Raw genomic sequence first — 24,972 nt, 5'->3', positions numbered from 1 at the left:
CAGATCAGGCGGTGAGACGCGAGGCCCACGCCGCGACGGCCGTCGCCATGGTCTTGAGATGGTCGGCGGCCGAAAAGCCGGAAACGGCCTTGCGCGGCCTGAGGTCGTGGTCGCCATCCTCCAGCCACAGGATTTCGATGCGGGGTGACAGGGCGTAGGACGCAACCTCTTCCTTCGTGCCGAAAAGATCGCGCGTCCCCTGGGCGATCAGAGCCGGCGTGCGCAAACCGGCGAGATGCGCCGTACGCAACTGCCCCGGCTTGCCGATGGGATGGAAGGGATAACCGAGGCACAGCAGGCCCGCGATGCGGCCTTTGGCATGGAGGTCGTCGGCGATCATGCTGGCGACCCGGCCACCCATCGATTTGCCGCCGATGACAAGCGGCCTTTCCGCCCCGAAGGCCTCGATGGCAGCGCGATATTCGCCTTCGAGCGTCTCGGCGCGCGGCGGCGGCTTGCGGACGCCCGATTGGCGCCGGGCCGCCATATAGTCGAATTCGAACCGGGCAACGCACAATCCGGCCGCAGCGAGTGCCTCGGCGCTGGCGGACATGGCAGCCGAATCCATCGGTGCACCAGCGCCATGCGCGAGCAAGAGGGTGATCCCTGCATCCTCGGGGCCGTTCGTGAGGAAGCGCAGCGCCATGTCGATACCTGAAGGCTGTTATGGACCGTGGGCGGGTGATGCCGTGCCGAGGGCACGCCCCGTCACCATCAAAGGCCGGCGCGTTGATTCATGCAATTGCGATGGAGGGGTTGGCTTCTGCCTTCAAGAAGGAAAGAAATTCTTGGAATGCGTTCACATTCAGGACACGCGTTCTTCACGCAGCAATTGCCCAAGCAAAGAAGCCATGATCGAGGAAGATAAGCAATATAGGAGGATGCAAACCAACCAGGACATTATTTCCTCCAATTCAGTCTGGTACCAGCCTGCCCAGTTACCAACACGTCGCTTGTTTCGGTTGAGACGGTTAACACATTGATCGATCCGCTTGGGCCCTCGACACGCAACTACCTTCCGTCACTCATACCTTCATATTATCGAGACTGAAGGTCATGGCAATCGTCAATACGCTTGTGCGCTCGATTTCGAGTCACAATTATTATTCAAATTGTTTGAATTGCATATTTGGCAGCCGGGTTCGGAGCCATGGCCGGACGAGGTCCTTGCAGGTCGGACACCGATCTGATACTTAGCCTAATGGCTTATCGTACCGAGCAGCTCGACGAGATCTTCCTGGCCCTGGCGGATCCAACTCGTCGTGCCGTGCTCGGGCGCCTGGGGCAGGGACCGGCCAGCATCAGCGACCTCGCCGAGCCCTTCGACATGGCCCTGCCCTCCTTCATGAAGCATATCCGCATGCTCGAAGGTACCGGCCTGATCAGCACCCGCAAGCACGGACGCGTACGAACCTGCACCATCGAAAAACAGGCTTTTGCCGCCGTCGAGGGCTGGCTGGCCGCGCAACACGCCGTGTGGGAAGGCCGAACCGACAGGCTGGAACGCGTCGTCGCTTCCATGCGCGACAAGGAACAGCCGACATGAGCCGCCGCTTCGATCCCGAACGCGACCTCCAGATCACCCGGATCATCAAGGCTCCGCGGGCCACCGTGTGGCAGGCCTGGACCCAACGCGCCCTTTTCGAGCAATGGTGGGTGCCGGCCCCAGCCCGATGCCGGGTCGTCGAGATGGACCTGTCGCCCGGCGGCGCCTTCGTGACCCGGATCAGCGAGGATGGCGGCGCCTTCCAGCCCCATCTCGACGCCTGCTTCCTGACCGTCGACGATCAGCGGCGCATCGTGTTCACCAATGCGCTCACCGGCGGTTGGCGCCCTGCCGAACAGCCTTTCATCACGGCGATCATCGATTTCGCCGACCACCCGGACGGGACCGACTACAGCGCCCATGTCATGCACAAGAGCAACGCCGATCGCGCTTTGCATGAAAAGATGGGCTTCCATGACGGTTGGGGTACGGTGATTGGGCAGTTGGCGGCACTGGTCGAAGACCGGGGATAACCGCGCCGCCAGGGCAGGCCTTCGGGATCCCCGGCATCAACCCGACATTGCGGCCGCAATTCAGTTGTCCTGCCGCATCATTCACGCCACGCAGCAATCATGCTCTTACGCGTAGCGCGCGCATCGCAAAATCTTGGTTTGCTTACTGCATAAGTAAATGCCATTTATGTATTATTGATTGATATTTTTGTATACAACTTAATTGATAAGAGACACATAGTCTGACAATGTGTGGACACAACCTCATCCAGAAGGTTGATCGAGGAGGTGTCCCATGGCCAGCAAGCAACGCGGCGGCACGTCGCAACCCACGCAGGAGCGTGGCTTCAGCAGACGCGGTTTCCTGAATCTGAGCGCGAAGGGTTTGACCGGCGCGGCATCGGCCGCTCTTGTCGGCCAGGCGGCCCGGCCTGGCCCGGCCCTGGCGAAAACAGCGCCCTCAGACATCGTGATGATGGATGCCATCCCGCTCTCGCAAGCGATCAAGTCGAAATCCATCTCCTGCGTGGAGGTGATGACGGCCTATCTCGATCACATCGACCGCTTCAATCCCACCGTCAACGCCATCGTTTCACGGCAGGAGCGCGGCGACCTCATCAAGCAGGCCGGAGAGCGCGACGCCCAGCTCGCCCGTGGCGACTATGCCGGCTGGATGCATGGCTTCCCGCAGGCGATCAAGGACCTGGCCGACACCAAGGGCATCCGCACCACGCAGGGCTCGCCCCTGTTCAAGGACCGCATTCCCAAGGCCGACGCGATCTTCGTCGACCGCATGAAGCGCGCGGGCAGCATCATCGTCGGCAAGACCAACACGCCGGAGTTCGGGCTGGGATCGCAGACCTACAACCAGGTCTTCGGTACTACCCTGAACGCCTATGATCACAGCAAGACTTCCGGCGGCAGCAGCGGCGGGGCCGCCGTGTCCCTCGCGATGCGCATGCTGCCGGTCGCCGATGGCAGCGACCATGCCGGCTCGCTGCGCAATCCGTCGGCCTTCAACAATGTGCTGGGCTTCCGCACCTCCTTCGGGCGGGTGCCCTCGCCGGGCGCCGACGTGTTCGACGCCGCGCTGGGCGTGAACGGACCGATGGCACGCAATGTCTCGGACCTCGCCCTGCTGCTCGCGGTGCAGTCGGGCTATCACGCTGCCGCACCGCTTTCGCTCCATGAGGATCCCACGCGTTTCACCGAGCCCCTGAAGCGCGATCTCAAGGGCATGCGCATCGCCTGGCTCGGTGATTGTGGCGGCTATCTGCCCTTCGAGCCGGGCGTGCTCGAGCTGTGCAAGACGGCGCTCAAGACCTTCGAAACGCTCGGCTGCACCGTCGAGGAAGCCAGGCCCGATTATCCGATCGAGAATGTCTGGCGCAATTGGCTGCCGCTGCGCGCCTGGCAGACCGGCTCCGGCCTGAAGGTGCTCTATGACGATCCGGCCAAGCGCGCCTTGCTCAAGCCCGAGGCACAATGGGAGATCGAGAACTATCTCAAGCTCAGTGCCGTCCAGCTCTCCGATGCCGCCGCCGCACGCACGCAATGGTATCAAGCGGTCCGCAATTTCATGGAGCGCTACGACTATTTCATCCTGCCGTCGGCGCAGGTGTTCCCCTTCGACGCCACCACGCATTGGCCCAAGGAAGTCAACGGCCGCGCGATGGATACCTATCATCGCTGGATGGAGGTGGTGATCCCGGTGACCATGTCCGGCTGTCCGGCGATGAGCGTGCCTGTCGGCTTCAACGAACGCGGCCTGCCCATGGGCATGCAGCTCGTCGGCCGCAACCATGCCGAGATGTCCGTGCTGCAGCTCGCCTACGCCTATGAGCAGGCCACCGGCTGGCCACAGAACAGGCTGCCGCCGGCGCTCAAGCCGGCATGACGCCAACAGGCGAGGCGGCCGAACCGGCATGCCTCGCCCTTCGCGGCGCCGTGAAGGCAATCACGGCTTGCCGGCATCGGCAGAAGGCGCGATATGGGCCTATGACCGAGCGCCGAGCCACCCAATTGCGGGATTCGATCGAGGACGAGATTGCCACCGGCCAGTTGAAGCCGGGTGAGCGTCTCGACGAAGTGTCCCTTGCCGAGCGTTTCGGCGTGTCGCGCACACCGATCCGAGAAGCGCTCCAGCAACTCGCCGCCGCCGGTCTGGTGGAATTGCGGGCGCGGCGCGGCGCCGTCGTGAGTGCGCCCGACCCCAGCCAGCTCATGGAAATGTTCGAGGTCATGGCCGAATTGGAGGCGATGTGCGGCCGCCTTGCCGCCCGCCGTCTTCTCGCCGAGGACGAAAAAGCACTCGTCGCGGCCTTGGCTGCCTGCCAGGAGGCAGCCGCCAGGGGCGATCCCGACGCCTATTACTATGAGAACGAGATCTTTCACCGCATCATCTATCGCGCCGGCGGCAACACGTTCCTCGCAGGCCAGGCCCTGGCCCTCAACAAGCGCCTGGCGCCCTTCCGCCGCCTGCAACTGCGCGTGCGCAACCGCATGAAGACCTCGCAGGAGGAGCATGAAGCGGTCGTCGCCGCCATCCGCGCGGGCGAAACCCAGCGCGCCGCGGACCATCTGCGCGCCCATGTCGCCATCCAGGGCGAACGCTTCGGCGATCTCATGGCGTCGCTCGGCAAATCCCGCCTCGCCGGAGCATAGCGACCACCGATCTTCCCGAAGAAAGCCGATCGCTGCACGGCTGGTCGGGACTTCCCTCCGGACAAGAAACGCCCTAAGCTCCGCTTCGGCGCTGCGAGACGCCTCCGGACCCGCGGGAAGGGCTCAGCCCCCTCACATACCGAATATCAGGACGACCTGCCCCTGTGCAGCCGATTGCGGGTCTTCGGCTCTGCGCACATGGAGGCACCATGAAGACCCTTCCGGTTTCGCCCGACCTTTCGCACCTCAAGAACCAGGCCAAGCAGCTCCTGCGCGCCGCCCGCAATGGCGAGAGCGAGGCCCTTCGCCATTTTGCCGAAAGCCTGCCCTCGGCCCGCAGCGTCGATCCGGCAAGGCTCGCTGGCCGCGAGCTCGCTCTGCATGACGCCCAGTCCGTCATCGCGCGTGATTACGGCTTCCGGTCCTGGAGCGAGCTCAAGCACTATGTCGAGTGGACGCGCAGCGCCACGGCCGAAAGACTGCGAACCTGGCTCGCCTGGGTGCTGGAGGGCAATGCGGCCCAGCGTCATCTGGCGCACCGCACCCTCACCGAACAGCCGGCCCTGTTCGCGCAGGACCCCTGGCTCGCCTGCATCACCGGTGACGAGGTTCGGCTCAGGGCCCTCATCGCCGAGGATCCTGCCTTCGCGAACCGCAGCGGCGGCCCGCTCGCCATGCCTCCCCTGATCGGCGTCAGCCATTCCGGCCTCATCCGCGAGCCGGGCTTCAAGATGAAGCTGCTCGCCTGCGCCCGCGTGCTGCTCGCCCATGGCGCGGACGTCAACGCGACCTGGACGGACCCGCGCTGGCCGGATTCGCCGCTTTCCGTGCTCTATGGCGCGGCCGGGCGCACCCATGACGAGGCGATGATCCGGCTGCTGATCGAGGCTGGCGCCGATCCCAACGACAACGAATCCCTCTATCATTCCGTCGAAAGTTCCGACGACGTCGGTACCCGCCTGCTGCTCGCGGCCGGCGCGCGCGTCACCGGCACCAATGCGCTGGGCCGCGTGCTCGATTTCGACAAGCTCGACACGCTCCGGCTGCTGCTCGCCCATGGCGGCGATGCCAGGGAACGGTCCTGGATCCACCATGCCATCCTGCGGGGGCGCTCCGCCGCCCATATCCGAACCTTGCTGGATGCCGGCGCCGACCTGCGCGCGACCAGCGATGACGGCATGAGCCTTTATCGCTTTGCCCAGGAGCAGGGCCGCACCGACGTGATCGAGATGCTCAAGGCGCTGGGTGTCGAGGAAGACCTCACGCGGGAAGAGGCCTTCGTCGCGGCCTGCACGAGGGCAGACCGGGCGACCGCGGCTGAAATCCTCGCCAATGAGCCGGACATTTTCGGCCGCCTCAGCGAGAGGCAGTTGCGAACCCTGCCCTTGCTGGCCGGCAATGGTGCGATCGAGGCCGTCCGCGTCATGCTCGCTTTGGGCTGGCCCCGCGAGGTGAAGGAGCATGAATGGTCGGCGACCGCCCTGAACAAGGCGATGTTCCAGGGCGATGCTGCCATGCTGCGGCTGCTCCTGGAGGAGGGAGCCGATTGGCGCACCGAGCACGGCTTCGGCAACAATGTCCTCGGCACGCTTTCCTATGCCAGCCAGGCGGAGGATATCGCCGGCATCGTGCCGCAGGACTATGTCGGCTGTGCGCGGGCCCTGGTCGAGCACGGCGTGCCGCTTTCGGCCTTCGACGGCTATGATTTTTCAGACGCCGTCTCGGCCTTTCTCAAAGATCAGGCCTCGCCGGCGGCCTGACGGCATCACTCCAGATTGGTGTGGCGCGCCCGCATCGTCTCGGCGGTTTCGCCGAGACGATCGCGCAGCTTCAGCACGATGATCTCGAAGACCAGCATCTGCGCCGTCTCGAACAGCGAGCCCATCGGCAGCACCGAAACCCCGCCGCCCCGGTCATCCGCCATAGTCTGGGCCGGAACGGTGAAGACGATGTCGGCGAGCTTGGGCGTGCGCGCCTCGGGCTGGGCCGTGACCACCGCAACCTTGGCTCCGGCCTTGCGGGCGACGCCGATCAAGGCATCGCCGATATTGGAAGCCCCCGGGCCGGACGACACGAAGAGGAGGTCGCCCTGACCGATCGGCGGCACCGTCATGTCGGCGACGACATGGATGTCGAGCCCGAGATGGAACAGGCGCATGGCCAGGCCCCGCATCTGCAGCCCCTCGCGCCCGGCGCCGTAGATGGCGATGCGTCCTGCCGTGGCGAGGGCTTCGATCAAGCCGTCGGCCGCATCGTCAGGGAGGGCCTTCACCACCGCGGCAAGATCATCGAGTGCACGCAGGCTGAGGGCGGGAATGGTCTCCGACATGGCAGGTCCAATTTGTTGCTTAAGAAAACGAACTAGGTTCTAGGCTCATGCCAGCCGATCTGCAACAGGGCTCTGCGAACTTGACTCCACTATAGTGGATAAATATTCTTACATTATGGAATCAAGCGATATCACCATCGATAGGGAGTTGGGCGGTCGCATCAAGGCCCTGCGTGGCCAGATGCATCTGACGATCGATCAGCTCGCTGCTGCCAGCGGGGTCAGCCGCGCCATGATCTCGCGCATCGAGCGCGGCGAGTCGAGCGCCACCGCCCAATTGCTGGCCCGCCTCGCCGGCGGCCTCGGCGTCAGCCTGTCGACCCTGTTCGCCGCCGTGGAACCGGCGGCTTCCCCCCTGGCCCGGCGGGCCGAGCAGTCGCTCTGGCGCGATCCGGCCACCGGCTATCTGCGCCGCTCGGTTTCGCCCGCCACGGCCAATGGCATCCTCGATCTTGTCGAGGTCGAGCTGCCAGCCGGCGCCCTGATCCCCTTCGAACCGCAGGCAACCTCCTTCGACCAGTTGGTCTGGTTGCAATCGGGCAGCCTCGCCATGACGGTCGATGGCGCGGCCTTTCCGTTGGAGCCGGGCGATTGCCTGCATATGCGGCTCGACAAGCTGGTGATGTTCCACAATCCAGGCGATGAGCCGGCGCGCTACTTCGTCATGCTCTGCCCCTCGCGACAGGTTTCCCGATGACCGACCTTACCATCGCCATTGCAACGCCGGAGCAGGCGCAGGCACTCGTGCCCGCTTTGGCAGAGATCCTGATCGACTGCGTCGAGGGGGAAGCCTCCATCGGCTTCATGCTGCCGCTTGCCCGCGAGGAGGCCGAAGCCTTCTGGCGCGGCGTCGCCACACGCGTGGCCGAGGGCAGCACCCTGCTGCATGTCGCCTATCTCGACGGCCAGCCGGTCGGTACCGTGCTGCTCAGCCCGGAAAATCGCGCGAACCAGCCCCATCGCGCCGACGTGCAGAAACTGATGGTGCATCGGCGCGGCCGCAATCTCGGCATCGCCGGCGCGCTGATGGCAGCCCTGGAGGAGAGCGCCCGGGCCGAAGGGCGCATCGTGCTCTGCCTCGACACAGCGACCGGCTCGTCTGCCGAGCGGCTTTATCAAAATCTTGGCTGGCAGAAGGCCGGCGTCATTCCGCGCTATGCGCTCTGGCCACAGGGCGGCTATTGCGACACCACCTTGTTCTGGAAAGATTTGGATCGATGATCATCCGTCCCGCCACCCCTGACGACCTGCCTGATATCCTCGCGATCTACAATGATGCCGTGCTGAACTCGACGGCGATCTGGAACTGGAACACGGTCGACCTCGCCAACCGCCAGGCCTGGTTCGATCTGCGCAGGAGCCAGGGCTATCCCATCCTCGTTGCGGACGCCGAGGGCACGGCGATCGGCTATGCCAGCTATGGCGACTGGCGGCCCTTCGACGGTTATTGCCATACGGTGGAGCACTCGATCTATGTCGCCGGGTCGGCGCGCCGCCGGGGGGCGGGCGCTGCCCTGCTGGATGCCCTGATCGGCACGGCCCGCGATACCGGCAAGCATGTCATGCTGGGCGGCATCGAGGCCGGCAACGAATCCTCACTCGCGTTGCATCGGCGCTTCGGTTTCACCGAGACGGCACGCATGCCCGAAGTCGGCCAGAAATTCGGGCGCTGGCTCGATCTGGTCTTCATGCAGAAGACCCTGAACGGCTGATGCCGAGAGGCATTCACAATCGCGCCTACAGCTTCATCTCGAAGGGCTGCGGTCGGGTGAGGTTTTCCGGCCGCAGCACCGCGTCGAGCTGTTCGCGCGGCATCAGCCCTTTCTCCAGCACGAGCTCGTAGACACCGCGCCCGGTGGCATGGGCTTCCATCGCCACTTCGGTGGCATGGCGGTAGCCGATATAGGGATTGAGGGCGGTAACGATACCGATCGACTGCTCGACGCTGGCACGCAGGCGTTCGCGATTGGCGGTGATGCCGGTGATGCAGTTCTTCTCCAGCGTCAGGCAGGCGGCGCGCAGATGCTCGACACTGCGGAACAGGCTGTAGGCGATGATCGGCTCGAAGGCGTTGAGCTGCAGCTGCCCGGCTTCGGCCGCGAAGGTGATGGTGACGTCATTGCCGATCACCTCGAAGGCAACCTGGTTGACCACCTCCGGGATCACCGGATTGACCTTGCCCGGCATGATCGAGGAGCCGGCCTGGCGTGCCGGCAGGTTGATCTCGTTGAGCCCGGCCCGCGGCCCGCTGGAGAGCAGGCGCAGATCGTTGCAGGTCTTGGAGAGCTTCACGGCGACGCGCTTGAGCACACCGGAAAGCTGCACGAAGGCGCCGCAATCCTGGGTGGCCTCCACCAGGTTGGGCGCGGTGATCAGGTCGATGCCGGTGATCTCGGCCAGGCGCTTGCAGACGATGCCGGCATAGAGCGGGTGGGCGGTGATGCCGGTGCCGATCGCGGTGGCGCCCATGTTGATCTCGCGGATCAGCCCGGCCGCCTCGGCGAGCCGAGCCTCGTCCTCGGCCAGCATCAGCCCATAGGTGCCGAATTCCTGGCCCAGCGTCATCGGCACGGCGTCCTGCAGCTGGGTACGGCCCATCTTAAGGATGTCGGCGAATTCCTCCGCCTTGGCCTCGAAGGCCCGACGCAGCACGCCCATCGCCTCGATCAGCCGGTGAATGCCGAACCAGGCCGCAATCTTGAGCGAAGTCGGATAGACGTCGTTGGTGCTCTGCCCCATATTGACGTGCTCGTTGGGGTGCAGCTGGCCGTACTCGCCGCGCCGATGGCCGAGGAGTTCCAGCGCCCGGTTGGCGATCACCTCATTGGCATTCATGTTGGTGGACGTGCCGGCGCCGCCCTGGATGAGGTCGACCACGAACTGGTCGTGCAGCGCTCCGGCCCTGATCTCCTCGCAGGCCGCCACGATGGCGGCGGTGCGCGCCTCATCGAGCAGGCCAAGCTCGCGATTGGCCAGCGCCGCCGCCTGCTTGATCGAAGCGAGGGCCCGGATCAGGTCCGGGCAGGTCGCGAGGGTCTGGCCGCTGATCGGGAAGTTCTCCACGGCCCGCAAGGTGTGGACGCCGTAATAGGCATCGACGGGCACCTCGCGGTCACCCAAGAGGTCGTGCTCGAGGCGGAAGGCGATCTCGGACAAGGCAGGTTTCCTCCGGCCAAGCGCCAGGGTCTCCCCAGGCGATGGCGAGTTGCAGCGTCGCGCGCAAGCGCGCTGGTGGATCGTGAAATAGCGGGCGGAACGAGGCAGGTCTTGCTTTGCCGGCTCCGTTCCGCCGCGCTGGGAAGGCTCATACGCCCGACCGGAACTCCCCGCCAATGCTATCGCGGCAAAGCCTATTCCAAATCTGCATAACCTTCAGCCGGAAGCCTCCCGCGCCGCGCTCCAGACCCGGTCGACGAAGGGCCGGGAGCGGTCCGCGCTTCGGTAGAGCCGGATATCCATCGGCATTTCCGGCGCGACCACGGCCAGGGATCCCTCGGCGATCTCGTCGGCGACCAGGCTGCGCGGCAGCCAGGCCACGCCATGGCCGTCCAGCGCCATGAACTTCAGGGCCTCGGCCATGGAGCCTTCATTGGTATGGGCAAGATAGGTCGCCGGCGCACCTTCGCGGGCCTGGGCAATGGCGGCCAGCAACCCCAGGAAGGAACCGCGGGAATAATGCAGCAGCGGCACACGCTCGTCGCCGGCCTGCCAGCTGCGGCGTTCGGGCCGTGCCGCCACCGCAACCAGGCTGTCTCGCCCGACGGTGATAAAGGCAAAGCGCTCAGGATCGAGCGGCACCGAGATATTGGGATGATGGAAGGTGAGCAGGAAATCATAGCCGCCTTCCACCAGGGCCTGGATGCAGGTGTGGAAATTCTCCGGCAGCACGCGGCTCGTTACCGGGCCGACCTTGCGCCGGATCTGCGTGAGCCAGCCTGGCAGGAAGGTCAGGCAGAGGGCATGCAGCGCGGTGACGGCCAACACCGGCAGCTTGCTGCCCTCCTGGCGGCTGCGGAACTGCGAACGGGCCAGGGTGAGCAAGCGCACCGTTTCCTCCGCCGTTTCGCGGAACTGCCGGCCATCGGCGGTCAGGGTGATCGGAAAGGTGCTGCGATCCAGCAGTTCGGTGCCCAGCCAGACTTCGAGCGCCCGAATGCGCCGGCTGAAGGCCGATTGGGTGATGTTGCGGTCCGTCGCCGAGCGCGAGAAGCTGCGCGTCTCGGCCAAGCTCAGGAAATCCTCAAGCCATTTCAGTTCCAAGACCGTTCCTTCCTGTGTGACGAGACGGACAGGTGCTGAGAGGCTGGATCGTTTGCCATGTTTGGTTTCGTCTTGGGCCCTGCCGCATTCCCGCTCTGGCATGCAGCGCGGAGTGATGCAATCATGCCGCCCTTTCGTCCTGCTGCGTGGCCCCGGTGTCGCTGCTCTCCGAACTGATCCTCGCCACGGCCCTCGCGGCCGTGATCATCCTCAACTGGCGGATCGGCTGGCAACCGGCCTGGCTGCGAATCGGTGTCGCGGCTGGCCTTTTCTGCCTCTTCACCCTGCTGGTCCTGCGGGTCGGCGGCATGCCGGCAGCACCCGTGCTCGACGCCGACACGCGGATCGCCACCTGGCAGCGCGGCCTGATCGCCCTGTGGTGGCTGCTCGGCGCAAGGCTGGCGGTGGGCATCCTGCCCCTGATCCTCTGGCAGAAGCGCGAATCGAACCAGCCCAAGATCGCTTCGGACCTCCTGGCCGGCCTGACTTATCTCACCGCCGTGCTGGCGATCGTCAATTTCGTGTTCGACCTGCCCGTCCGCGCCCTCCTGGCCACCTCGGGCATCATCGCCGTGGTGCTGGCCCTGGCGCTGCAGAACACGCTGGCCGACGTCTTCGCCGGCATCGCGGTGGGCATCGAGCATCCCTATGTGGTCGGCGACCGCATCGGCATAGACGGTTCCTTCGAGGGCGTGATCGTCCAGATCAACTGGCGTTCCATCCATGTGCGCACCGATGGCAACGACATCGTCACCATTCCCAACAGCCTGATCTCCAAGTCGCGGGTGATCAACCGCAGCCGGCCGAGCACCCGGCGCGACGATTCGGTCCAGGTTGCCTGCGATTCCACGGCCCGGCCGGATCTCGTGCTGGAATATCTGCGCCATGCGGCCCTGCTGACGGCGCAGGTTCTCTCCAGCCCCGCTCCCGGAACCTCGCTGGCTCGGATCGGCGCCCGCACCAACAGCTACGACATCAGCTTTTCAGTCGCGCACACGGACCATCTCGGCAAGGTCAAGAGCGCCCTGCTCGGACAGGTGCTGCGGCAATTCCACTATCACGGCATCCGGCTGGTCAATCCAGGTGCCATGTCGACGCCGATCGGCCCGGTCCAGGTCAATCTCGGTCCGCTGGAAACCCTGCCGCCCGAACAGCTTCTTGCCGATATTCCCCTGTTCCGCGAGCTCTCGCCGAAGCAGCGGGCGGATCTTTCCAGCAAGATGATCAAGCGCCACCTCGAGGCAACGGCGACGCTGGTGTCGCAAGGCGGAACGCTCGCCTCCCTCCTGGTGGTCGCCTCCGGCGTGCTGGAAGCGAGCCGTACCATCCGCGACCACTCGCATGTGGTGGGCCGGCTGGGGCCGGGCGATCATTTCGGCGAGCTGGGCGTGATTACCGGCGCCCCCAATCCAGGCACGATCCTGGCCCTGACCCGTTGCATCGTCTTCGAACTGCGCAAGGAGGATCTCGATCCCGTCCTCGCTGCCGAACCCGGGCTGGCCGAGGCGTTCGAGGCTTCGGTCCGCCGGGGCCAGGCCTTTCTCGCCCGCGACGAGGCGGCCGCTCTCTATGCGCAGCCCGGCCCGCCCGCGCAGTTCCTGGCGCAGATCCGTGCCTTCTTCAAGACGTGACCCCTGGGACCGCAAGCGCCCTGCCGGCACTTGGAAATGGCGCGTTTGCTGAATGGAAGAGCCTGCAAGATGCTGGCGGTCCCGGGAAGGAAGTGGTGAAGCCGAGCACGCCATAGTAAAGGGTCGCAATCCCGCCCGGAATCAGACGATGAACCCCGATTCGCGCCGCCTTCGTTTCGTTTATTTCCTGATCGCCGGATCGGGCCTCGTCAGTGTGGCCCGCGCGATGAGCCTGTCCTTTCTCGCGGTGAAACTGCAGAAATCCTTCGGGCTGGGACCTGCCGCCATTGGTATCCTGCTCGGCACCGGACCGCTTCTGGGTGCCATCGCGGCTCCCTTCGCCGGCTCGCTGTCGGACAGGGTCGGCCGGGTCCTCATGCTGGTGTTGATGCTGTCGCTGACGGCCCTGGCCCTGATCGGCATGGGATTTGCGCAATCGGTCACGGCCTTCTGCGCGGCCCAGATCGTCGCGGCCGTATCGATCGCCGTCTACGAGCCGATATCGCGTGCCTTGATGAGCGATATCTGCCCTCCCGAGCGACGCCTGAAATATTTCTCCTGGCGCTACATGGTTGCGAATGCAGGATGGGCCGTCGGGCCCCTGATCGGCGTTGCCGCCGGGACAGCGCTCAGCGCGATGTTCATCGTGGCCGGATGCATCTACGCGGTCTTCGCCATCGCGCTGCATCTGCTCGGCACACCCGAAACCGTCGATGCCGAAAAGAGCGAAAGCCATCGGCAACCTTCCGTCATCGAGAGCATTCGCTCGGCCGCACGGGATCCGCGGCTCGCCTTCTTCGTTGGCGGCGGCACTCTCCTGCTCGCCGTCTACGGCCAGTGGTCGGCCACCCTTGCTCCCTATCTCGGCGCCACGATGGAAGGCGGCGTCGACATCTTCGCCTATCTCCTCTCCATCAACGGGCTGGTGGTGCTCGTCGGCAATCTGTTCGCGCGCCGCCTGATCGAAAAGGTCGGCGCCCTGCATGCCATGGTGATGGGCTGCGTGCTCATCCTCGCCAGCGAGCTCGGCTTCCTGACCTCGAATGACTTCACCGGCTTCGCCCTCTTCATGGTGCTGTTCACCATCGGCGAGATCCTGGTGGTGCCCTCCGAATATCTCCTGGTGGACGGCATCTGCAATGCCCGCAACCGGGGCAGCTATTTCGGTGCCCACTCCTTCTCGACCATCGGCAATTTCTTCGGCCCGGCACTCGGCGGCCTGATGCTCGGCGCTTTCGGGGGTACCGGCATGTTCCTGACCTTCGCAGCCTTTGCCGCAGCCAGCGCCGTGATGTTCACCATCGGCACGCGCATGCCGCCACCCCGCCCGCGCGTACAAGGCGCCCCGGCGGCCACCGTCATCGAGATTTCAGGCCTCAGCTCGCGCCTGCGCCATGCCTGATGCTTGCGGACAGCGCACATCATAATTCCGACCAAGCCGAATAAAGCACGACAATCCCTCCCCGGTTTCGGGGAGGGTGGCCCGGCAAAGTCGGGTCGGGTGGGGGAGAGTGATGATTCTCGGGCCAAAATTGGCATCGTCGCGCCACACTCCCCCTTCCGTCATTTCTACAAAATGACACCTTCCCCGAAGTCGGGGAAGGATGATCCGCGCCTCATCCTGGGAGAAAGAACAAGCGCGGCCAGCTCTCTCTCAGGCATAGCCGAGGCAGCATATGGCCACCGGCCCGGTCATGATCGCGTAGCCCTCCGGCAGCAATTCGATGGAGAGGGTTCCGCCCGGCAAATGTATGGCGACGTGGTCGCCATCGATGAGACCACGCAGGCGGGCGGCATAGGCGGCGACGCAGGCGCCGGTGCCGCACGCCTGCGTCAGGATGCCCGGCCGCTCCCAGACCTTCAGCCGCAGCGTGGCCGAATCCACCACCTCGGCCATGCCGACATTGACGCCTTCCGGGAACAGCGGATCGTTCTGGATAGCCGGCGCCACGGCCCGGGCATCGACGGCATCGAGGTCCTCGACGAAGAACACCGCATGCGGATTGCCGATATTCAGGGCAAGGCCATCGCGAAGCGGGCCGCTGGTGAGCGGCAGGCGGGTGGTGTCGGCCTCGCGGGCGAGCGGAATCTGTTCCCACCCCATCACGATCGGCCCCAGCGTCACCGCCACGGCCATCGACCCGGCGCGGCGACAAGCCAGCAGGCCACCGCCCGTCTCCAGCACCAGTTCGTCCCGCCCGCTTTCTTCCAGCAGGATATAGGCGACGCAGCGCGTGGCGTTACCGCAAGCCCCGGCCTCACGCCCGTCTATGTTGAAGATGCGCATGCGGGCATAACTGCCCCCGGCCATTCCGGCCGGCGTCGGTGCCTCGATGGTGAGCACCTGCTCCGCCCCCACCCCAGCCTCGACGTCGCACAGCCGCACGATATCCGCCACCGGCAGGGCGCGCGGATGCACGCGCTGGTCGAAGATGACGAAGTGGTTCCTGAGGCCGTGCATCTTGACGAAGGGCTTCAGCCCTTCGAGGCCGGGCGGTACCGCTTGGGCGAGATAGTCTGGCAACAGCATCGGAGCGGGGCCTCATGGCACGGGTGGTAACCACGGCCGGATTTGTATTGTCCGGCAATTGACACATGCCTAGAGAAGATCCACCCTGAACGAAACAAATATTACTTCCAGGGAACAGCGTGGGGACATGATGGCAGGCCAGCAGCTTTCTGCACGCGACCGGCTGCGCCCCTGGTACCTGCTCTCCCCGACCCTGATCGTCCTCACCGTGCTGATGGTGGTGCCCATCGTCATCATGACGGTGTTCAGCTTCTATGAGTTCGTCACGGCAGGGGTGGAGAAACAGGTCTTCACCACCGCGAACTGGCACGAATTCTTCACCGACAGCTTCTACCACCTCTTCCTGTGGAAGACGGTGAAGGTGGCGGCCATCACCGCCATCCTCTGCGCGCTGCTCGGCTATCCGCCGGCCTATTTCATTGCGATGACGCGCACGCGGCACAAATGGCTGCTGCTGCTCCTCCTGATCGTGCCCTTCTGGATCAGCTTCACCATCCGCACCTTCTCCTGGATCCACATTCTGGGCGAGCAGGGCATCATCAATGTGGTGCTGATGAAAATCGGCCTGATCTCAGAGCCGCTGCGCATGCTCTACACCCAGGGCTCGGTGATCATGGGCATGATCCATTTCCTGCTGCCCTACATGATCCTCAACATCTATGTCAGCCTCGAGGGCATCGACCGCAATCTGATCTCGGCAGCGCGCACGCTCGGCTGCACCCAGGGCCAGGCCTTCCGCGAAGTGGTGCTGCCGCTGTCCCTGCCGGGCCTGATGGCGGGCTTGCTGCTCTGCTTCGTGCTGGCGGCAGGCAGCTACGTCACCCCGCAGGTGCTGGGCTCGACCCGCGACGCCTTGTTCGGCAATCTGATCTACGACACCATCATGACGCAGCTGAACTGGCCGCTGGGCTCGACGCTCTCCATCGTGCTGCTGGTGCTGCTCGGCATCGTGGCGGCGATCTACAGCCGCTATATGGGCCTGTCGCGAATCTTCAAGGGGTTGAGCCAATGAGCGACTTGCCCGGCGCGGAAAAGGACTGGTCCTGGCAGGCCGTGAAGGTCTTCACCGTCCTCGTCTACATCTTCATGTTCGCCCCGATCCTGGTGGTGGTGATCCTCTCCTTCAACGATTCGCAATTCGGCGGCTTCCCGATGACCGGTTTCAGCCTGCGTTGGTACAGCAAGCTGATGGAGAACGAGGCGGTGATCCGCGCCTTCAAGACCTCGCTCTGGGTCGCCCTGATCACCGCGGTGGTCTGCACGGTGCTGGGCATCATGGGGGCGATGGCGCTGGTGCGCTACGATTTCCCGGGCAAGCAGTTCATCAACACGCTGCTGATCGCCCCTGCCCTGGTGCCGGAAACGGTGCTCGGCGTCGGCCTGCTGCTCCTGATGCGCTGGGCCCAGCAGCCGCGCACACTGGTGCTGCTGGTGCTCGGCCACATCATGCTGGCGCTGCCCTATGTCATCCTGGTGGTGCAGTCGCGGCTGGTGGGCATCCGCAAGGTCTATGAGGAAGCGGCCCTGTCGCTCGGCGCCAACCGCTTCCACACCTTCCGCGAGATCACCTTGCCGCTGTTGATGCCGGCCGTCATCGCCAGCCTGCTGCTCGTCTTCACCATTTCCTTCGACAATGTCACCGCCAGCCTGTTCTGGCGCCCCTCGGGCGTCGAGACCATGCCGACGCAGATCCTGTCGATGCTGAAGGTTTCCATCAGCCCGGAGATCAACGCCCTCGGCGCCTTGATGATCCTGCTGACCGTGGGTGTGCCGCTGATCGGCGGCGGCCTTGCCCGCTATCTCGCCCGCGGCATTCGCTAGGGCCAGTCATAAAACCACCAGGAGGGGAACCAGACCAATGAAAATGTCGCAGACCAGGCGCCTGGAGCGCCTCAAGGAGCGCTATCTCAATGGCGGCATGAGCCGCCGCACCTTCCTCGGCCTCACCGCGGCAGCGGCGGCCGGGGCCGGCATCAATCTGAAATGGGGCAGCTCGGCGCTCGCCGCCGCCAAGGAGGTGCGCTTCGACGGCTGGGGCGGCAGCGTGCAGGAGGCGATGGATAAATACGCCTTCAAGCCCTACACGGCCAAAACCGGCAACAATGTGGTGCAGGGCACCTTCGGCGACGAGAACGAGATCATCACCAAGGTCAAGACCGCCTCGCCCGGCGAGTTCCAGGTGATCCATTCCTCCGGCGTCGAATATTACAAGCGCTATGTCGATGCCGGGCTGACCACCAAGCTCAACGACGCCAACATCCCCAACATGGCCAACATCATGCAGGTGATGTTCGAGCCGTTCCGCAAGATCTCGCCGGACCTGTCCTGCGTGCCCTACGACTACGGCACCACCGGCATCGCCTACAACACCAAGGTGATCTCCGAGGCCGAGGCCAAGGAGAAGGGCGTCAATCTGCTGTTCGATCCCAAATACAAGGACAAGATCGGCGGCTACGGCAACATGATTACCCGCGTCTGGTACGCGGCGCTTGCCCTGGGGCAGGACCCCAATGCCATCAAGGACATCGATGCCGTCTGGGACAAGGTCCGCGAGCAGCGCGACCTTGCCAAGAAATACTGGTCGTCGGGCGCCGAGTTGATGGACCTGCTCTCCAAGGGCGAGGTGGTGGTGACCGACGCCTGGTCGGGACGCGTCGCCGCCCTGCAGGCCCAGGGCGCGCCGATCGGCTATCTCGATCCGCCCGGCTCCTATGCCTGGATGGAAGATTTGCTGGTGCTCAAGGGCGCCCCGATGGCCGAATGCGAGGAACTGCTCAACTTCATGCTGCAGCCCGAAGTGATGATCGCGGTGGCGGAGGGGCAGAGCTACCCGCCGGCGCTCGATCCCACCAAGGTGAAGCTGACGGACAAGGTCAAGGCGCTGCCAGCCTTCGACCCCACCGGCAAGATGGCCTCGCTGACCTTCGCCGACGCCGCCTATTGGGACAAGCACACGGACGAGTGGACCAAGACCTGGGACCGCATCGCCAAGGGTGCGTAATTTGGGAGAAAGTCCTTCCAGCTTCATAGCTGGTGGATCTGCACGGCTCGGCCGGGACGGTTGAAGCGCGACAATCCCTCCCCGACTTCGGGGAGGGTGGGCCGGCGAAGGCCGGCTCGGGTGGGGTAGAGTGGTACGATCGAGCTTTTTTCGGATCGCTCCTGCTACGCTCCCCCTTCCGCCAGTGCTGCGCACCGGCACCTTCCCCGAAGTCGGGGAAGGATTCCCGCGCTTTATTATTGGACTACCCGTGTGTGGATCGGCCGACCATGGAACGGAAAGATCAAACCCATCTGAATGGACCAGGGGAAGAGCATCCGTATCGCCCCTGTCGAAACGAGAGCGTGACTGATGACCAAGCCGACGGCCGTGGAACTCACCAATGTCAATCTGGCCTATGGCGATTTCGTTGCCGTCAAGGACGTCAACCTCACCATTCGCAAGGGTGACTTCGTCACTTTGCTCGGCCCCTCGGGCTGCGGCAAGACCACGATCCTGCGCTCGATCGCCGGCCTGGTGCAGCCGACGGCCGGCGAGATCGTGGTGGCGGGCAAGCGCATCGACAATGTACCGATTCACAAGCGCAATATCGGCCTGGTCTTCCAGAACTACGCCCTGTTCCCGCACAAGAGCGTGTACGACAATATCGCCTTCGGCCTGAAATATCGCGGTGCCGACAAGGCCACCATCGCCGCCAAGGTCAAGCGCGCCCTCGACATGGTCCGCCTGCCCGGCGTCGAGCGCAAGCTGCCCTCCGAACTTTCCGGCGGCCAGCAGCAGCGTATCGCACTCGCCCGTGCCATCGTGATCGAGCCGGACGTGCTCCTGCTCGACGAACCGCTTTCGGCCCTCGACGCCCACCTGCGCGAGGAAATGCGCACCGAGCTCAAGATCATCCAGCGCGAGATCGGCATTACCTCGATCTTCGTTACCCACGACCAGGAAGAAGCCCTGGCGATGTCCGACCACATCGTGGTGATGAACAAGGGCGTGGTCGAGCAGCAGGGCACGCCCGAGCAAGTCTACAAGCTTCCCGATACCCGTTTTGTCGCCAGCTTCCTCGGTCAGTCGAACCTGATCGAGGGCAGGATCATGGGCGTATCCGAGGGGCGCCTTGCCCTGCATCTCGACAATGGCGTGCAACTGGTCGCCATCGCGCCGGCGAGCGCCCGCGCCGGCACTCGGGCGACGGGCGTGGTGCGTGCCCAGCGCATCCGGCTCGGCCCGCCGGGCGCCAATGCCGGCGAGCTGCGCGCTACCATCGTCGCTGCTTCCTATCTCGGCGGCACTGCGGCCTATGTCCTCGACCTCGATGGCCTGAGGCTGCAGGCCAATGCCACCATCGAGGACAGGGTCTGGCATGACGGCGAGGCCGTCGCGGTGGACATCGCGCCCCAGGACATCTTGCTGCTGGACGAGAATGGGCGCAGGCTCGGCTGACGGCAGGCCGCTCCAACCGAACCGCATTCGATACCAAAGTTCTTTTCAGCACCAATGGGGTTTTCCATGCGTTACGACGTCGTGGTACTCGGCGCCGGCATCGTCGGCACCTCGATCGCCGCACATCTGCAGCAGCGCGGCCGCTCCGTCGCCCTGGTCGACCGACGCGGCCCGGGCGAGGAAACCTCCTACGGCAATAGCGGCGTGGTCGAGCGCTCCGCCTTGCTTCCCGTTGCCTTCCCGCGCAGCCTGTCCGCTCTCGCCGACGTCGTGCTCAAGCGCTATCCCGGCGCCAACTATCATTGGTCGGCCCTGCCGGCCCTGGCCCCCTGGCTGCTTGCCTATTGGCGCAACTCCGCCCCCGACAAGCTTCTGGCCACCGCCCGGATGATGCAGCCCTTGCTCAGCGCCACCGTGGGCGAGCATCGCGCTTTGGCGGCCAAGGCCGGCGCCGACGCCCTGTTCCGTGATACGGGCTGGCTCAAGGTCTATCGCAGCGAGGCGGCGTTCGAAGCCGAAAAGCGGGAATTCCCCCTCGCCGCGGAGTTCGGCTATCGCGTGAAAGCGCTGACGCGCGATGAAGCCTTGGCGCTCGAACCCAATCTTCGGCCCGATTTCACCGCGGCTGTGCATTGGCAGGATCCGCATAGCGTCTCCGATCCCGGCAGCGTCACCAAGGCCTATGCCGGCCATTTCGAGACGATCGGCGGGCGGGTCCTGACCGGGGACGCACGCAGCCTGCGTCCGGGGTCCTCCGGCTGGAGCGTCACCACGGGAGACGGTCCGATCGAGGCGCGCCAGGCCGTCGTCGCGCTCGGCCCCTGGTCGATGGACCTGCTTTCCCCGCTCGGCTACCGCTTCCCGCTCGCGGTGAAGCGCGGCTATCACATGCATTATCGCGCCGAGGGCAATGCCGGCCTCAGCCGCCCGGTCCTGGACGAACAGGGCGGCTTCGTCATCACCCCGATGGCGGGTGGCATCCGCCTGACCACCGGCGCCGAATTCGCGCGGCGCGATGCCCCGAGGACTCCCGTGCAGGTCGATCGCACGGAAAAGCTCGCCCGCAAGCTCTTCCCGCTCGGCGAGCGCGCTGAGGCCAAGCCCTGGATGGGCTCGCGGCCGATCTTCCCGGATTCCCGCCCGATCATCGGCAAGGCACCGCGCCATGACAACCTCTGGCTGGCTTTCGGCCACCAGCATCTCGGCTTCACCCTCGGCCCGGCCACGGGCCGGCTCCTGGCCGAGATGATCACCGGCGAAAAGCCCTTCATCGACCCCTCCGCCTATCGCGCGGAACGCTTCGGCTGACAGAGCGCGCTTCCTGGGATCGCAGGCGTCTGCACCGAAAGCACACAGCCATTTCCCTTTGCAGCGCCACGATTTGGTGGTTAGACGGTGCATGACGAGATTGCGGAGCGCCCGATGAACCCCTCTTTTGCTGCCGATCTGATGGAACGTGCCCGCGACAAGGGCCCCGTTACCGTCGGCCTGGTCGGGGCCGGCCAGATGGGCACCGACCTCATCGTGCAGATCGCGCTGATGCAAGGCATTCGCATCGGTGCGGTCGCGGTGCGCTCGCGCCCGCAGAATGCCATCGCGGCCGCCCTGAGCGCCGGGCACCGGCTGGACGAGCTCGTCGAGGTCGCCAATGCCTCGGCGATCGACCGGGCCATCGAGACCGGGCGCATCGCCATCACCACCGACCTGGAGGCCCTGGCCGCCGCCGGCCGTATCGAGGTGATCATCGATGCCACCGGCCATCCCGAATCCGGGGCCATCGTGGCGGAGGCCGCCATCCGGCACGGCAAGCACATCGTCATGCTCAATGTCGAGGCCGACATCACCATCGGCCGCCATTTCAAGGCCGAGGCGGAGAAGGCCGGCGTGATCTATACCGGTGCCGCGGGGGACGAACCCGCCGCCGCGCTCGAACTGGTCTGTTTCGCCCGCACCCTCGGCATGACGGTGGTCGCCGCCGGCAAGGGCAAGAACAACGCCCTGAATTTCGATGCGGTGCCCGACGACTATGTCGCCGAGGCGACGGCGCGCGACATGAACCCGCGCGTGCTGGTCGAATTCGTCGACGGCTCCAAGACCATGGTGGAGATGGTGGCCCTCGCCAATGCCACCGGCCTCGAGCCGGACAAGCCTGGCCTGCATGGACCGCGCGCCAGCAAGGAAGAACTTGCCGAGGTGCTGATCCCGGTGAGCCATGGTGGCGTGCTCTCCAAGCGCGGCTGCGTCGACTACACCATTGGCAAGGGCGTGGCGCCAGGCGTGTTCTGCGTGGTCGAGCCCAACCATCCGCGCGTGCTCGAGCGCATGACCGACCTGCATGTCGGCAAGGGCCCGTTCTTCACTCTGCACCGGCCTTACCATCTCACCAGCCTGGAGACGCCGCTCACCGCCGCCCGTGCCGTGCTCTACGGCACCGCCGACCTGCAGCCGCTCGACCACCCCGTGGCGGAGACGGCAGCGGTGGCCAAGCGCGACCTACCGCCCGGCACCGTGCTCGGCCGCATCGGCGAATATGACTATCGCGGCTGGTCGATGCGCTGGGCCGATGCAAGGCGGGAGCGGCTGTTGCCGCTGGGCCTGGCCGAGCGTGCCCGCGTCACCAAGCCGATCCGCAAGGGTGAATTGCTCAGCCACGACAATTGCACCGTCGACGACAGCCTGACCATCGTGCGCCTGCGCCGCCAGCTCGATCTCGCCGACCAGCGCTTCCTGAAGGCGGATGCAGCGTAAAGGAGCGCGGACATCTCAGCGACATGAAGGCATGTCGCGATGTCCGCATCTTAGAATCAAACCGGCTCCGAGATGCGGACAAGATGTCCGCGCTCCAAGCGTCGCCAGCCTGCCGCCCTGACATCGCATCTCATGTTCTATTATCTCGCCAAGACCCTGGGCTTCCTGATCCTGCCCTCCAACGCGGCGTTGGTGGTCGGCCTCGTCGGCCTGCTCCTGAGCTTCATCCGCCGCGTGCAGCGCTTCGGCCGCTTCCTAATGGGCTTCGCGCTGCTGGCCTTCGCCGTGATGGGCTGGTCGCCGCTGGGCAATTGGCTGATCCAGCCGCTGGAGGAGCGCTTTCCCCAGGCTGCGATCGCGCCCCAGACCAGGATCGCCGGCATCATCGTGCTGGGCGGCGCGGTGGACACCCACATTTCCACCACGCGGCACGAGACGGCCCTGACCGATTCGGCCGAGCGGATGACGGCCGTCGCCGGCCAGTCGCGCCAGTTCCCTGAGGCCCGCATCATCTTCACCGGCGGCGTCGGCTCGCTGGCCGGCCAGATCTGGGGCGACATCACCGAGGCGGACGCCTCGCGCCAGCTTTTCCGCAGCTTCGGCATCCCCGATGAGCGCATGCTGTTCGAGAACCGTTCGCGCGACACCTATGAGAATGCCATCTTCACCCACGATCTTCTCAAGCCCAAGCCCGGCGAGACCTATCTGCTGGTCACCTCCGGCTACCACATGCCGCGCTCGATGGCCTTGTTTCGCAAGGCGGGCTTCGATGTAATGGCCTATCCCGTCAATTATCGCACGGCGGGTCCGCAGGATGGCGTGCGGCCCTTCTATGCGATGAGTGACGGGCTGCGCCAGGTGAACCTCGCCGTGCGCGAGTGGATCGGCCTGCTGTCCTACTGGCTGAGCGGGCGCATCGACGAGATCTTCCCCGAACCCTGAAAGTCGCACCATGTCCGAGTTCCTGCTTGCCGCCCAAGAAAGCGCATCGATCCAGGCCGTTCCCATCTGGTTCGCCACCAAGGAGACCGCCGGCGCGGTGCTGGGGCGCCTGCCGCAGGTGCAGCGGGACTGGATCGTCGCCAACGGTTTCGAGGCAAGCGCCGGCCGCCACCTCGTTCTGCCGGGGCCTGACGGCAACCTCGCAGGGGTGATCTTCGGCCTCGAGGGCGAATCGGCCCGCCATCGCGACGGCTTCCTGCCCGGCAAGCTCGCCACTGTGCTGCCGGCAGGCACCTATCGCTTCGCCAATGCCAGCCATGACGACCGGCTCGCCGCCCTCGGCTGGGTGTTGAGCCTCTACCGTTTCGGCCGCTACAAGCGCAACGATATCAAGGCCGTACGGCTGATCGCACTCGATGGTATCGATCGCGATGAGATCCTGTCGGTCGCCGAGGCCGTGGCGCTCGGGCGCGATCTCGTCAACACGCCGGCCAATGATCTCGGTCCGGCGGAACTCGCCGAGGCGGCACGCGCCCTGGCCGAAAAGCATGGTGCCTCGTTCCGGGTCGTGGTCGGCGAGGAACTGCTCGCCGAGAATTTCCCGATGATCCATGCCGTCGGCCGCGCCTCCTCGCGCGCGCCCAGGCTGATCGACCTGACGTGGGGCGACGCCGCCCATCCCAAGGTGACGCTGGTCGGCAAGGGGGTGATCTTCGACACTGGCGGCCTCGACATCAAGCCATCGGCCAGCATGCTGCTGATGAAGAAGGACATGGGCGGGGCTGCCTCTGTGCTCGCCTGCGCCAGCATGATCATGGCCGCAGGCCTCAAACTGCGCCTGCGCGTGCTGATCCCGGCCGTCGAGAATTCGATTTCCGGCGATGCCTTCCGGCCCAGCGATATCCTGGCCTCGCGCAAGGGGCTGAGCGTGGAGATCGGCAATACCGACGCCGAGGGCCGCCTCGTGCTCGCCGACGCCCTCACGCTTGCCGACGAGGAAGCGCCCGAACTGATCGTCGACATGGCGACGCTGACGGGCGCCGCCCGCGTCGCCCTCGGCCCTGACCTGCCGCCTTTGTTCTGCCGGAACGAGGCGGTCGCAGCCGATCTCCTCGCCCATGCCGCCGGCGAGAACGACCCGCTCTGGCGCCTGCCGCTCTGGCCCCCCTATGACGCGATGCTCGATTCCAAGGTCGCCGATCTCAACAATGCCCCCGGCGGCGGCTTTGCCGGCTCGATCACCGCGGCCCTCTTCCTCAACCGCTTCGTCGAGAAGGCCGGGGCCTATGTGCATCTCGACATCTTCGCCTGGACACCCTCCGCCAAACCCGGCCGGCCCGAGGGGGCCGAGGTGATGGGCGCCCGCGCGCTCTATGCCTATCTCAAGGCCCGTTTCGGCTGAGGCAACGGCCGATCCAGGCCTGCCGAT

The 24,972-nt window shown here is 65.2% G+C and carries 23 protein-coding genes; 18 read left to right on the top strand and 5 right to left on the bottom strand.

Annotated features, from left to right (window positions below; translation table 11 throughout):
* Positions 1-4: 4 nt before the first annotated feature.
* Positions 5-646 (bottom strand): alpha/beta family hydrolase, encoded by a 642-nt coding sequence (locus BA190_RS05180; RefSeq protein WP_068283592.1) that lies wholly within the window; start codon positions 644-646, stop codon positions 5-7.
* 555 nt (positions 647-1,201) lie between these two features.
* On the opposite strand from BA190_RS05180, the gene BA190_RS05175 reads away from it, so the two are divergent.
* From BA190_RS05175 to BA190_RS05155, 5 genes are all read left to right on the top strand, one after another.
* Positions 1,202-1,546, top strand: coding sequence for a helix-turn-helix transcriptional regulator (locus BA190_RS05175; protein WP_068283583.1), 345 nt, complete (start codon positions 1,202-1,204; stop codon positions 1,544-1,546).
* The gene (locus tag BA190_RS05170) at positions 1,543-2,019 is read left to right on the top strand and encodes an SRPBCC family protein (protein WP_068283580.1); all 477 of its coding nucleotides are present in this window, start codon (positions 1,543-1,545) and stop codon (positions 2,017-2,019) included. The genes BA190_RS05175 and BA190_RS05170 overlap by 4 nt, the downstream gene beginning before the upstream one ends.
* 274 nt (positions 2,020-2,293) lie before the next feature.
* Positions 2,294-3,895 carry an amidase gene (locus tag BA190_RS05165; protein ID WP_082979464.1) on the top strand — a complete coding sequence of 534 codons (1,602 nt, stop codon included), beginning with the start codon at positions 2,294-2,296 and terminating at the stop codon, positions 3,893-3,895.
* A 101-nt stretch (positions 3,896-3,996) separates the two neighbouring features.
* On the top strand, positions 3,997-4,662 hold the full coding sequence (locus BA190_RS05160; protein WP_068283577.1) for a GntR family transcriptional regulator: 666 nt from the start codon (positions 3,997-3,999) through the stop codon (positions 4,660-4,662).
* A gap of 209 nt (positions 4,663-4,871) precedes the next feature.
* On the top strand, positions 4,872-6,422 hold the full coding sequence (locus BA190_RS05155; protein WP_068283575.1) for an ankyrin repeat domain-containing protein: 1,551 nt from the start codon (positions 4,872-4,874) through the stop codon (positions 6,420-6,422).
* A 5-nt stretch (positions 6,423-6,427) separates the two neighbouring features.
* Here the strand turns inward: BA190_RS05155 and BA190_RS05150 are convergent, their stop codons facing one another.
* Positions 6,428-6,991 carry an SIS domain-containing protein gene (locus tag BA190_RS05150; protein ID WP_068283572.1) on the bottom strand — a complete coding sequence of 188 codons (564 nt, stop codon included), beginning with the start codon at positions 6,989-6,991 and terminating at the stop codon, positions 6,428-6,430.
* Positions 6,992-7,106: 115 nt separating this feature from the next.
* On the opposite strand from BA190_RS05150, the gene BA190_RS05145 reads away from it, so the two are divergent.
* Genes BA190_RS05145 through BA190_RS05135 form a run of 3 tightly spaced genes read left to right on the top strand, consistent with a single transcriptional unit; the run spans position 7,107 to position 8,703 of the window.
* On the top strand, positions 7,107-7,688 hold the full coding sequence (locus tag BA190_RS05145) for a helix-turn-helix domain-containing protein (protein WP_156771365.1): 582 nt from the start codon (positions 7,107-7,109) through the stop codon (positions 7,686-7,688).
* Positions 7,685-8,212, top strand: coding sequence for a GNAT family N-acetyltransferase (locus BA190_RS05140; RefSeq protein ID WP_068283569.1), 528 nt, complete (start codon positions 7,685-7,687; stop codon positions 8,210-8,212). Before BA190_RS05145 ends, BA190_RS05140 begins: the two co-directional genes overlap by 4 nt.
* The gene (locus tag BA190_RS05135; RefSeq protein ID WP_068283565.1) at positions 8,209-8,703 is read left to right on the top strand and encodes a GNAT family N-acetyltransferase; all 495 of its coding nucleotides are present in this window, start codon (positions 8,209-8,211) and stop codon (positions 8,701-8,703) included. The genes BA190_RS05140 and BA190_RS05135 overlap by 4 nt, the downstream gene beginning before the upstream one ends.
* Before the next feature lie 25 nt (positions 8,704-8,728).
* Here BA190_RS05135 and aspA read toward each other — a convergent pair whose 3' ends face one another.
* Together aspA and BA190_RS05125 are read right to left on the bottom strand one after the other, a co-directional pair.
* On the bottom strand, positions 8,729-10,147 hold the full coding sequence (aspA, locus tag BA190_RS05130) for an aspartate ammonia-lyase (protein ID WP_068283562.1): 1,419 nt from the start codon (positions 10,145-10,147) through the stop codon (positions 8,729-8,731).
* Positions 10,148-10,363: 216 nt separating this feature from the next.
* The gene (locus BA190_RS05125; RefSeq protein ID WP_068283560.1) at positions 10,364-11,251 is read right to left on the bottom strand and encodes a LysR substrate-binding domain-containing protein; all 888 of its coding nucleotides are present in this window, start codon (positions 11,249-11,251) and stop codon (positions 10,364-10,366) included.
* A 155-nt stretch (positions 11,252-11,406) separates the two neighbouring features.
* Between BA190_RS05125 and BA190_RS05120 the strand changes: the two genes are divergently transcribed.
* Positions 11,407-12,882, top strand: coding sequence for a mechanosensitive ion channel family protein (locus BA190_RS05120; RefSeq protein ID WP_156771364.1), 1,476 nt, complete (start codon positions 11,407-11,409; stop codon positions 12,880-12,882).
* A 148-nt stretch (positions 12,883-13,030) separates the two neighbouring features.
* A complete protein-coding gene (locus tag BA190_RS05115) occupies positions 13,031-14,284 on the top strand; it encodes an MFS transporter (protein ID WP_068283553.1) in 1,254 nt (417 codons plus the stop codon).
* A 252-nt stretch (positions 14,285-14,536) separates the two neighbouring features.
* On the opposite strand, the gene dapF is transcribed toward BA190_RS05115, so the two are convergent.
* Positions 14,537-15,412, bottom strand: coding sequence for a diaminopimelate epimerase (gene dapF / locus BA190_RS05110; RefSeq protein WP_068283550.1), 876 nt, complete (start codon positions 15,410-15,412; stop codon positions 14,537-14,539).
* Positions 15,413-15,539: 127 nt separating this feature from the next.
* On the opposite strand from dapF, the gene BA190_RS05105 reads away from it, so the two are divergent.
* The 8 genes from BA190_RS05105 (at position 15,540) to BA190_RS05070 (ending at position 24,945) form a co-directional block, all read left to right on the top strand.
* Positions 15,540-16,424: an ABC transporter permease gene (locus tag BA190_RS05105; RefSeq protein WP_245314559.1), complete on the top strand. Its 885-nt coding sequence runs from the start codon at positions 15,540-15,542 to the stop codon at positions 16,422-16,424.
* Positions 16,421-17,233, top strand: a complete 813-nt coding sequence (locus tag BA190_RS05100) for an ABC transporter permease (RefSeq protein ID WP_068283547.1) — start codon at positions 16,421-16,423, stop codon at positions 17,231-17,233. Before BA190_RS05105 ends, BA190_RS05100 begins: the two co-directional genes overlap by 4 nt.
* Positions 17,234-17,270: 37 nt before the next feature.
* Positions 17,271-18,413 carry an extracellular solute-binding protein gene (locus BA190_RS05095; RefSeq protein ID WP_082979463.1) on the top strand — a complete coding sequence of 381 codons (1,143 nt, stop codon included), beginning with the start codon at positions 17,271-17,273 and terminating at the stop codon, positions 18,411-18,413.
* 351 nt (positions 18,414-18,764) lie between these two features.
* Entirely contained in the window at positions 18,765-19,853 is a 1,089-nt protein-coding gene (locus BA190_RS05090; RefSeq protein WP_068283544.1) for an ABC transporter ATP-binding protein, read from the top strand.
* 66 nt (positions 19,854-19,919) lie between these two features.
* Positions 19,920-21,161 (top strand): FAD-binding oxidoreductase, encoded by a 1,242-nt coding sequence (locus tag BA190_RS05085; RefSeq protein ID WP_068283542.1) that lies wholly within the window; start codon positions 19,920-19,922, stop codon positions 21,159-21,161.
* A 114-nt stretch (positions 21,162-21,275) separates the two neighbouring features.
* Positions 21,276-22,601, top strand: coding sequence for an NAD(P)H-dependent oxidoreductase (locus BA190_RS05080; protein ID WP_068283538.1), 1,326 nt, complete (start codon positions 21,276-21,278; stop codon positions 22,599-22,601).
* 132 nt (positions 22,602-22,733) lie between these two features.
* Complete coding sequence (locus BA190_RS05075) at positions 22,734-23,543, top strand: YdcF family protein (protein WP_068283536.1); 810 nt, start codon at positions 22,734-22,736, stop codon at positions 23,541-23,543.
* 10 nt (positions 23,544-23,553) lie between these two features.
* Complete coding sequence (locus tag BA190_RS05070) at positions 23,554-24,945, top strand: M17 family metallopeptidase (RefSeq protein ID WP_068283533.1); 1,392 nt, start codon at positions 23,554-23,556, stop codon at positions 24,943-24,945.
* Positions 24,946-24,972: the final 27 nt, after the last annotated feature.

It is taken from the genome of Labrys sp. WJW (assembly GCF_001676615.1).
In the GTDB taxonomy this organism is placed as follows: Bacteria; Pseudomonadota; Alphaproteobacteria; order Rhizobiales; family Labraceae; genus Labrys; species Labrys sedimenti.
Note: the sequence above shows the minus strand (reverse complement) of the source record. Positions and strands in the feature narration are given on the sequence as shown.

Excerpts from the sequence above, each read along its gene's own strand:
- BA190_RS05180 (WP_068283592.1), bottom strand. The coding sequence starts at position 646 with ATGGCGCTGCGCTTCCTCACGAACGGCCCCGAGGATGCAGGGATCACC.
- BA190_RS05175 (WP_068283583.1), top strand. The coding sequence starts at position 1,202 with ATGGCTTATCGTACCGAGCAGCTCGACGAGATCTTCCTGGCCCTGGCG.
- BA190_RS05170 (WP_068283580.1), top strand. The coding sequence starts at position 1,543 with ATGAGCCGCCGCTTCGATCCCGAACGCGACCTCCAGATCACCCGGATC.
- BA190_RS05165 (WP_082979464.1), top strand. The coding sequence starts at position 2,294 with ATGGCCAGCAAGCAACGCGGCGGCACGTCGCAACCCACGCAGGAGCGT.
- BA190_RS05160 (WP_068283577.1), top strand. The coding sequence starts at position 3,997 with ATGACCGAGCGCCGAGCCACCCAATTGCGGGATTCGATCGAGGACGAG.
- BA190_RS05155 (WP_068283575.1), top strand. The coding sequence starts at position 4,872 with ATGAAGACCCTTCCGGTTTCGCCCGACCTTTCGCACCTCAAGAACCAG.
- BA190_RS05150 (WP_068283572.1), bottom strand. The coding sequence starts at position 6,991 with ATGTCGGAGACCATTCCCGCCCTCAGCCTGCGTGCACTCGATGATCTT.
- BA190_RS05145 (WP_156771365.1), top strand. The coding sequence starts at position 7,107 with ATGGAATCAAGCGATATCACCATCGATAGGGAGTTGGGCGGTCGCATC.
- BA190_RS05140 (WP_068283569.1), top strand. The coding sequence starts at position 7,685 with ATGACCGACCTTACCATCGCCATTGCAACGCCGGAGCAGGCGCAGGCA.
- BA190_RS05135 (WP_068283565.1), top strand. The coding sequence starts at position 8,209 with ATGATCATCCGTCCCGCCACCCCTGACGACCTGCCTGATATCCTCGCG.
- BA190_RS05115 (WP_068283553.1), top strand. The coding sequence starts at position 13,031 with ATGAACCCCGATTCGCGCCGCCTTCGTTTCGTTTATTTCCTGATCGCC.
- dapF (WP_068283550.1), bottom strand. The coding sequence starts at position 15,412 with ATGCTGTTGCCAGACTATCTCGCCCAAGCGGTACCGCCCGGCCTCGAA.
- BA190_RS05105 (WP_245314559.1), top strand. The coding sequence starts at position 15,540 with ATGATGGCAGGCCAGCAGCTTTCTGCACGCGACCGGCTGCGCCCCTGG.
- BA190_RS05100 (WP_068283547.1), top strand. The coding sequence starts at position 16,421 with ATGAGCGACTTGCCCGGCGCGGAAAAGGACTGGTCCTGGCAGGCCGTG.
- BA190_RS05095 (WP_082979463.1), top strand. The coding sequence starts at position 17,271 with ATGAAAATGTCGCAGACCAGGCGCCTGGAGCGCCTCAAGGAGCGCTAT.
- BA190_RS05090 (WP_068283544.1), top strand. The coding sequence starts at position 18,765 with ATGACCAAGCCGACGGCCGTGGAACTCACCAATGTCAATCTGGCCTAT.
- BA190_RS05085 (WP_068283542.1), top strand. The coding sequence starts at position 19,920 with ATGCGTTACGACGTCGTGGTACTCGGCGCCGGCATCGTCGGCACCTCG.
- BA190_RS05080 (WP_068283538.1), top strand. The coding sequence starts at position 21,276 with ATGAACCCCTCTTTTGCTGCCGATCTGATGGAACGTGCCCGCGACAAG.
- BA190_RS05075 (WP_068283536.1), top strand. The coding sequence starts at position 22,734 with ATGTTCTATTATCTCGCCAAGACCCTGGGCTTCCTGATCCTGCCCTCC.
- BA190_RS05070 (WP_068283533.1), top strand. The coding sequence starts at position 23,554 with ATGTCCGAGTTCCTGCTTGCCGCCCAAGAAAGCGCATCGATCCAGGCC.